Annotated in this window: 10 protein-coding genes and 2 pseudogenes; 8 read left to right on the forward strand and 4 right to left on the reverse strand. The window is 59.4% G+C overall.

Annotated features, from left to right (window positions below; translation table 11 throughout):
• Positions 1 to 82 precede the first annotated feature (82 nt).
• Positions 83 to 304, reverse strand: coding sequence for a hypothetical protein (locus FHT71_RS21510; protein WP_132591072.1), 222 nt, complete (start codon positions 302 to 304; stop codon positions 83 to 85).
• A 175-nt stretch (positions 305 to 479) separates the two neighbouring features.
• On the opposite strand from FHT71_RS21510, the gene coaD reads away from it, so the two are divergent.
• The 5 genes from coaD to tgt all read left to right on the forward strand — a co-directional run bounded on the left by coaD (position 480) and on the right by tgt (position 4,394).
• Complete coding sequence (coaD, locus tag FHT71_RS21515; protein WP_007793558.1) at positions 480 to 974, forward strand: pantetheine-phosphate adenylyltransferase; 495 nt, start codon at positions 480 to 482, stop codon at positions 972 to 974.
• 29 nt (positions 975 to 1,003) lie between these two features.
• Positions 1,004 to 1,573 carry a peptidylprolyl isomerase gene (locus FHT71_RS21520; RefSeq protein WP_007793556.1) on the forward strand — a complete coding sequence of 190 codons (570 nt, stop codon included), beginning with the start codon at positions 1,004 to 1,006 and terminating at the stop codon, positions 1,571 to 1,573.
• Positions 1,574 to 1,599: 26 nt separating this feature from the next.
• On the forward strand, positions 1,600 to 2,109 hold the full coding sequence (locus FHT71_RS21525) for a peptidylprolyl isomerase (protein WP_132591070.1): 510 nt from the start codon (positions 1,600 to 1,602) through the stop codon (positions 2,107 to 2,109).
• A 71-nt stretch (positions 2,110 to 2,180) separates the two neighbouring features.
• Positions 2,181 to 3,263: a tRNA preQ1(34) S-adenosylmethionine ribosyltransferase-isomerase QueA gene (queA, locus tag FHT71_RS21530; protein ID WP_132591068.1), complete on the forward strand. Its 1,083-nt coding sequence runs from the start codon at positions 2,181 to 2,183 to the stop codon at positions 3,261 to 3,263.
• Positions 3,264 to 4,394, forward strand: coding sequence for a tRNA guanosine(34) transglycosylase Tgt (gene tgt, locus FHT71_RS21535; protein WP_132591066.1), 1,131 nt, complete (start codon positions 3,264 to 3,266; stop codon positions 4,392 to 4,394). It abuts the gene before it with no gap.
• Between the two features lie 6 nt (positions 4,395 to 4,400).
• Here the strand turns inward: tgt and FHT71_RS21540 are convergent, their stop codons facing one another.
• Entirely contained in the window at positions 4,401 to 4,745 is a 345-nt protein-coding gene (locus tag FHT71_RS21540; protein ID WP_132591064.1) for a carboxymuconolactone decarboxylase family protein, read from the reverse strand.
• A gap of 78 nt (positions 4,746 to 4,823) precedes the next feature.
• Here FHT71_RS21540 and FHT71_RS21545 point away from each other — a divergent pair, with 78 nt between their 5' ends.
• Both FHT71_RS21545 and FHT71_RS21550 read left to right on the forward strand, forming a co-directional pair.
• The gene (locus tag FHT71_RS21545) at positions 4,824 to 5,129 is read left to right on the forward strand and encodes a metalloregulator ArsR/SmtB family transcription factor (RefSeq protein ID WP_007793543.1); all 306 of its coding nucleotides are present in this window, start codon (positions 4,824 to 4,826) and stop codon (positions 5,127 to 5,129) included.
• A 101-nt stretch (positions 5,130 to 5,230) separates the two neighbouring features.
• Positions 5,231 to 5,662: a rhodanese-like domain-containing protein gene (locus tag FHT71_RS21550; RefSeq protein WP_348649318.1), complete on the forward strand. Its 432-nt coding sequence runs from the start codon at positions 5,231 to 5,233 to the stop codon at positions 5,660 to 5,662.
• A gap of 57 nt (positions 5,663 to 5,719) precedes the next feature.
• On the opposite strand, the gene FHT71_RS21555 is transcribed toward FHT71_RS21550, so the two are convergent.
• Complete coding sequence (locus tag FHT71_RS21555; RefSeq protein ID WP_007793537.1) at positions 5,720 to 6,148, reverse strand: DUF4864 domain-containing protein; 429 nt, start codon at positions 6,146 to 6,148, stop codon at positions 5,720 to 5,722.
• A gap of 81 nt (positions 6,149 to 6,229) precedes the next feature.
• Positions 6,230 to 6,437: pseudogene (locus tag FHT71_RS21560) on the reverse strand (helix-turn-helix domain-containing protein); the annotation flags it as partial.
• Between the two features lie 366 nt (positions 6,438 to 6,803).
• Here FHT71_RS21560 and FHT71_RS21565 point away from each other — a divergent pair.
• Positions 6,804 to 7,042 (forward strand): annotated as a pseudogene (locus FHT71_RS21565) (IS110 family transposase); the annotation flags it as partial.

The following is a 7,042-nucleotide window of genomic DNA, read 5'->3' on the forward strand; positions in this document are numbered from 1 at the left end:
TCCTTGTGCGGCGTATCGCGTTACGCTTCGGTTGAGTGAACGCATGCGTGCGAAAATGGTTCCAGGGGTATTGACCGGTCGTTTACCAAGGCCGATCTGAAGCGACTTTGAATGCCTCGTTCATCTGACGTTCAGAATCTTTAATCGGTTTAAACGCCACGTTTCCAGTCGCACGCACGATTGTGTAGTGTTCCCGCACGCTTGGCCGAACCCAACCTGCATCCTGAAGATCTTGCACGTAGCCGTAGAAAACTTCGGCAAGCAGCGAGACGATGACAGCGAAAACAACGAGGATGATCAGCATGAGCGTTTCCGGGAGGGACCGATGCCGGAAGGACATCGGGGTTGACGCTCTTCGTTATAGTGAGCTCACCTGAAGCCGCCTTGAATGCCGCGTTCATCAGCTGTTCAGTGATCGGCAATGACTTGCGGGCAGCCTTCATCCATGACAAAAGGCGTCGAAACAAACGGCTAGGCCAATGACGAAAGCTTTTTATCCGGGGTCCTTCGATCCGATCACCAACGGACATCTGGATGTGCTTATCCAGGCGCTGAGTGTTGCATCCAAGGTTATCGTTGCGATCGGCATACATCCGGGCAAGACGCCGCTCTTTTCCTTTGACGAGAAGGCAGATCTGATCCGCCGGTCGCTTGCGGAAGCGCTGCCTGAAAAGGTGGGCGATATCTCCGTCGTTGCCTTTGACAATCTCGTCGTCGACGCGGCGCGGTTTCACGGAGCGACACTGCTCATCCGCGGCCTGCGGGACGGCACAGATCTCGACTATGAAATGCAGATGGCCGGCATGAACCGGCAGATGGCGCCTGATATCCAGACCATCTTCCTGCCGGCTGGAACGGCCTCCCGGCCCATAACTGCCACATTGGTCCGGCAAATCGCGGCCATGGGAGGCGATGTCAGCGCCTTTGTGCCGGCTGCCGTCTTGAAAGCACTTCAATCCAAGCGCAAATCCTAGGCGACATTTTTCGCCGCAACGGAGCTAACATGAAACTCTTCTATCTCGCATTTGCAGGCGTGCTTTATCTTGCCTCGTTCGCCGGCGACGCATTCGCGCAGTCCGGCGATACGCTGACGATCCAGCTGAAGGACGGCCCTGTCGTGATCCAGCTTATGCCCGACGTCGCGCCGAAGCATGTTGCCCAGATCGAGGCACTTGCCAAGAAGGGCGCGTATGACAATGTTGCCTTCCATCGCGTCATCGAAGGCTTCATGGCTCAGACCGGCGACGTGAAGTTTGGCAACATGGAAAAGGGCTTCGACGCAAGCCTCGCCGGCACCGGCGGGTCCGATATGCCTGACCTGCCGGCCGAATTCTCGAAGACGCCTTTCGTTCGCGGTACGGTCGGCATGGCCCGTTCGCAGGATCCGAACTCGGCAAACTCGCAGTTCTTCATCATGTTTGCTGACGGTTCTTTCCTCAACGGCCAATACACGGTCGTCGGCAAGGTCGTCTCCGGTATGGAGAATGTCGACAAGATCAAGCGTGGCGAAGGCCAGAATGGCGAAGTCAGCAACCCCGACCGGATGATCAAGGTCACCGTCGGCAAGAAGTAAGTTTCAAGACAAGTAGGAGAAGAAGAATGGCCGAGATCAAGGATCCCGAAAACACCATCATCCTGGAAACCACCAAGGGCAACGTTGTCATCCAGCTGCTGCCGGAAGTGGCGCCCGAACACGTCGCCCGCGTCAAGGAGCTCGCTCGCGAGAAGGCCTATGACGGCGTTGTCTTCCATCGCGTCATCAACGACTTCATGGCGCAGACCGGCGACGTGAAGTTCGGCAAGAAGGGCGGCGAAAGCTTCAACCCCAGCCGCGCCGGCATGGGCGGTTCGGAAAAGCCCGACCTCAAGGCGGAATTCTCGGCTGTCAGCCATGTTCGCGGAACGTGCTCGATGGCCCGTTCGCAGAACCCGAACTCCGCAAACTCGCAGTTCTTCATCTGCTTCACGGACGCTCCGTGGCTGAACAAGCAGTACTCCGTCTGGGGCCAGGTCATCGAAGGCATGGACAACGTCGACAAGATCAAGAAGGGCGAGCCTGTTGTCGATCCGGACTCGATCGTCTCGATGCGGGTTGCTGCCGACGTCTGATTGTGATTTCTGCTGAAACCCGCCCTTGCGCGAAAGCGTGGGGCGGGTTTCGCTTTGCCCGGATTTGAGTGATGCGCGTAGACCTCTTTGATTTCGACCTGCCGGATGAACGGATTGCCCTGCGGCCTGCCGAGCCGCGCGACAGCGCGCGCCTGCTTGTCGTCGATCCGGCCGGCGAGGTACAGCTATCCGACCATCGGGTCGGCGATCTGCCAGATTTCCTGAGGGCAGGGGATGCGCTCGTCTTCAACGACACCAAGGTGATCCCAGCGCAGCTCGAGGGCATCCGTCACCGCGAAGGCACCGGCGGTCAGCAGGTTTCGGCGACGCTGCATATGCGCATCGGCGCCAGCCGTTGGAAGGCCTTTGCCAAGCCCGGCAAGCGCATCAAGATCCGCGATCGCATTTCCTTCGGCCATGACGGAAACAGCTGCCTGCTCGGCAAGCTTGAATGCACTGTCGAGGAAAAGGGCGAGGGGGGCGAAGTCACGCTTGCCTTCGATCTTTCCGGACCGATGCTCGACGAGGCCATCCATTCAGTCGGGCATATTCCGCTGCCACCCTACATCGCCGCCAAACGCGCCGAGGATGAGCGCGACCGCGCCGACTATCAAACGATCTATGCCCGCGAGGAGGGCGCCGTCGCCGCTCCGACCGCCGGGCTTCACTTCACGCCTGCGCTTTTCGAAGCCATCGACAAGGCGGGTGTTGAGCGGCATTTCGTGACGCTGCATGTCGGTGCCGGTACCTTCCTGCCCGTGAAGGCGGACGATACTGCCGATCACAAGATGCACCTCGAAAGCGGCTATGTCAGCGCCAAGACGGCGGCGAGCCTCAACGCCGTCAAGGCGAGGGGCGGGCGCATCGTCTGCGTCGGCACAACATCGCTGCGGCTGATCGAAAGTGCTGCACAGGAGAACGGCGAGATCCGTGCCTGGGCGGGCGCCACGGGCATCTTCATCACGCCAGGCTACCGCTTCAAGGCGGTTGACATGCTGATGACGAACTTCCACTTGCCTCGCTCGACGCTATTCATGCTCGTTTCGGCCTTTGCGGGTTTCGAGACGATGCAAGCAGCCTACCAGCACGCGATTTCGACGGGCTACCGCTTCTATTCATATGGCGATTCCAGCCTTCTTTTCCGGAAAGACTAAATGACCGAGAACTTTCAGTTCACCCTCAAGAAGACCGACGCCGGTGCTCGCCTGGGCGAAGTCTCGATGCCGCGCGGTACAATCCGCACGCCGGCCTTCATGCCCGTCGGGACCGTCGGCACCGTCAAGGCGATGTATCTCGATCAGGTTCGCGAAACGGGCGCCGACATCATTCTCGGTAACACCTATCATCTCATGCTGCGCCCGACGGCCGAACGCGTTGCCCGCCTCGGCGGCCTGCACAAGCTGATCCGCTGGGAGCATCCGCTCCTCACCGATTCCGGTGGGTTCCAGGTGATGTCCCTCTCGGGCCTGCGCAAGCTCGACGAGCAAGGCGTGACCTTCAAGTCGCACGTCGACGGCAGCCTGCATCACATGTCGCCGGAGCGCTCGATCGAGATCCAGGGACTGCTTGATTCAGACATTCAGATGCAGCTCGACGAATGCGTGGCGCTGCCGGCGGAACCGCGCGAAATCGAGCGTGCAATGGAGCTGTCGCTACGCTGGGCCGAACGATGCAAGGTCGCCTTCGGCAATCAGCCGGGCAAGGCAATGTTCGGCATCGTGCAGGGCGGGGATGTACCCTCGCTGCGTATCCGGTCGGCGGCAGCGCTGACCGATCTCGCTCTCAAGGGCTATGCGGTCGGCGGTCTTGCTGTGGGCGAACCGCAGGGCGTCATGCTGAAGATGCTCGAAGAAACGCTGCCGGTCCTCCCCACGGAGAAGCCGCGCTACCTCATGGGCGTCGGCACGCCTGACGATATCCTGAAATCGGTCGCGCGCGGCATCGACATGTTCGACTGCGTGATGCCGACCCGCTCCGGCCGGCACGGGCTTGCCTTCACCCGCCGAGGCAAGGTCAATATCCGCAATGCCCGTCATGCCGAGGACATGCGCCCGCTCGACGAACAGTCGAACTGCCCGGCCTCGCGCGACTACTCACGCGCCTATCTGCATCACCTCGTGCGCGCCAATGAGGCGCTCGGCGGCATGCTGCTCTCCTGGCATAATCTCGCCTATTATCAGGAACTCATGCAGGGCATCCGCAAGGCGATCGCCGAGGGACGCTTCGCCGATTTCATGGCCGAGACCATGGAGGAATGGGCGAGGGGCGATATCGATCCGGTCTGAGCAGCCTTACGCCGTGGCAAACTGGTCGTAGGCGCGCAGCGCGTCGGCGGCATACATCAGCGCCGGGCCACCGCCCATATAAACGCTCATCGCCATGACCTCGGCGACCTCCTCACGGGTCGCGCCGAGCTCCTTCAGCGCCTTGGCGTGAAAGCCGATGCAGCCGTCGCAGCGCTGGGTGACACCGATCGCCAGCGCGATCAGTTCCTTCGTCTTCTTGTCGAGGGCCCCGTCGGCGCTCGCTCCCTTGGCCAATGCGTAGAATCCCTGCATCGCCTCCGGCGCCAATTTTCTGAGTTCGCCGGTATAAGTGGAGATGTCGCGGGTGATCTGCTTGTAATCCTTGCTCATCGCTTCGATCCATATTCTTGCGCTTTTTATTTCGTAAAAATGTGATATCAATAAAAAATGAAATGTAAAGAGGTGCCGATGACGGACTTCATGATGGAGATGAAAGGCAATGCCGAGGGGGCCGCGGAGTTCCTGAGCGGGCTTGCGAGCCCACACAGGCTGCTGATCCTCTGCCTGCTCGCCGCCGGCGAAAAGAGCGTCGGTGCGCTGGTCGGGGAAACCGGCATCGGCCAGACCTCGATGTCCCAGCACCTCGCGAAACTGAAGAAGGAAGGTCTCGTCGATTTCCGGCGTGACCACCGCACGCTCTATTATTTTATCAGCGATCCGGCGGCACTGGAGATCATGGAAGTTCTCTACAACCGCTTCTGCAGGAAGGATTAGATCATGAAGCAGGAAATGAAGACGGTGGCGCCTCGCAACGCGAGGGAAGCGAGGCGGTTCTAATCGACGTCCGCGAGCCTGAGGAGTTCCGCAGCGAGCATATTGCCTCGGCCCTTTCCCTGCCTCTGTCCGAGGTCGGAAACCTGACCCGGGTCCTTTCCGTCCCGGCCGGATGCAAGGTCGTATTCCAGTGCCTGAAGGGCGGCCGCGGTCAGCAGGCCTGCGAGCGATTGGCAGCCGAGGGGGGAAGCCGGTATCAGGTCTTTAATCTCGAGGGTGGCATCGCTGCCTGGAAGGCGGAAGGCCTACCGGTGGTTGGCGTCACTGCTCCGCGCCTGACGATCTTCCGTCAAGTGCAGATCGCCGTCGGGTTCCTCGTGCTGCTGTCGGTCCTTGCCGGCTTTTTCCTCACCCCGGCCGGCTTCGTCGTCGCCGGATTGTTCGGCGCGGCGCTTGCCTTCGCCGGCATATCCGGCTGGTGCGGCATGGCGATCCTGCTCAACCGCATGCCATGGAACCGGTCGGCGGCCTGATCTCTTGCTTTACGCAATTCCAGACGGAAAATCGCGACGCGCTTTCCCGGCATTACTCTAGATGCCTTTGCTTTCCGTATTTGGTACGATCTGCACACCATTGATCTTGTAGCTTCCGTCAGACTGACGCGCCACCTGATAGACGGCTGTCCAATCCTTGCCGTCACGGCCTGATATCAGCACTTCGTGATAGATCATGGCGCCATTATCGATCGAGCGGCTGCGTCCGAAGGCATAGTTTCCCGGGTGGTAGACCGGCTCGTAGCTTTTCTTGACCATGGCGAAGAAGACGTTCTTGTCAGGATAGATCGCCTTGATCCCGGGCGCAGCAAAGGAATAGGCGGTATCAACATCCTCGTTCAGGAACGCTTTGATCTGCGCCTCGATCATCGTGCGCGTCGTGTCGATCGGATCTTCGGCGCGGGTGGTCGCAAGCAAAACAAAAGACGCGGCACACAGAATGAAAACTGCGAGAAAGGCGCGCATGGCAACGGCTCCGGCTGTCCTAGGGAATTGTAGGGCAGTCCACGCACAAAGAAAGGGCACAGATCAGTGGGCGCGTACGATGAGCTTGCGCAGCCGTCGTCGACGCGCCTTGCTCATGTCGTTGGCGATACCGCTGTAATAGCCGCTGTATTCCGGAAACTCGTGATCGTGGAACGCATTGCGTTTAAGCTCGCGATAGATCGTCGAGCGATGACGGCCGAGCTGGCGGGCAATCTCCGAGACGGAAACCTTGCGTTCTCACGTGAAAAAGACGTCTGCGATCAGGCAAGGTGAGCTGCGAATATCAAAGCGACATGCATATATCTCCAAGGCGAAGCCATTGTTTTAATAAGCATGTCGCACTTGGAAATAGAATGTACCCCGCTACACCATGTGTGGCAGCAAGGTTGGAATGTCCGTTTCTGTGCAAAGTTAAAGTGTCACTTTGGGCACGTCTTCAGCCAGTTAGAAATGCCGACATGTCCGCTTGCGCTGAGGCGAGCCCCCGACCGGACCGGCTGGGCCGGGTTGCAAGGGAAGGGAGGGGGCGGGTGAGACGCTTCCCTTCGGCTTTAGATCCCATGAGGAGTGAACAGCGGCCGACGCTCTGGCAGAGTGAGGCTGCATCAAAGCACTCGCTCAGAAGGAACAGGTTATGGAAGCCACATCCGTTCAATCAAAGACGCCAACCGCTGTCCGCACTGATCTTGGCGCAATTTTTGTGTCGTTGGAACTTAGCCGATCAACCTGGTTGATCACTTCATTGTCGCCGGGCAACGGCGAAAAGATGTCGAAGCATTGGTGGACGGCGGCAATATAGCCGAGTTGCTCGCTCGATTTGAGCAACTCCAACTGAAGGCGCGGCTACGAACAGGGAAGTCGTTTCCCATCGTG

The organism is Rhizobium sp. BK060, from assembly GCF_014193145.1.
Lineage (GTDB): Bacteria > Pseudomonadota > Alphaproteobacteria > Rhizobiales > Rhizobiaceae > Rhizobium.

Coding starts and splice junctions, on each gene's coding strand:
- FHT71_RS21510 (WP_132591072.1), bottom strand. CDS start 304: ATGCTGATCATCCTCGTTGTTTTCGCTGTCATCGTCTCGCTGCTTGCC.
- coaD (WP_007793558.1), top strand. CDS start 480: ATGACGAAAGCTTTTTATCCGGGGTCCTTCGATCCGATCACCAACGGA.
- FHT71_RS21520 (WP_007793556.1), top strand. CDS start 1,004: ATGAAACTCTTCTATCTCGCATTTGCAGGCGTGCTTTATCTTGCCTCG.
- FHT71_RS21525 (WP_132591070.1), top strand. CDS start 1,600: ATGGCCGAGATCAAGGATCCCGAAAACACCATCATCCTGGAAACCACC.
- queA (WP_132591068.1), top strand. CDS start 2,181: ATGCGCGTAGACCTCTTTGATTTCGACCTGCCGGATGAACGGATTGCC.
- tgt (WP_132591066.1), top strand. CDS start 3,264: ATGACCGAGAACTTTCAGTTCACCCTCAAGAAGACCGACGCCGGTGCT.
- FHT71_RS21540 (WP_132591064.1), bottom strand. CDS start 4,745: ATGAGCAAGGATTACAAGCAGATCACCCGCGACATCTCCACTTATACC.
- FHT71_RS21545 (WP_007793543.1), top strand. CDS start 4,824: ATGACGGACTTCATGATGGAGATGAAAGGCAATGCCGAGGGGGCCGCG.
- FHT71_RS21555 (WP_007793537.1), bottom strand. CDS start 6,148: ATGCGCGCCTTTCTCGCAGTTTTCATTCTGTGTGCCGCGTCTTTTGTT.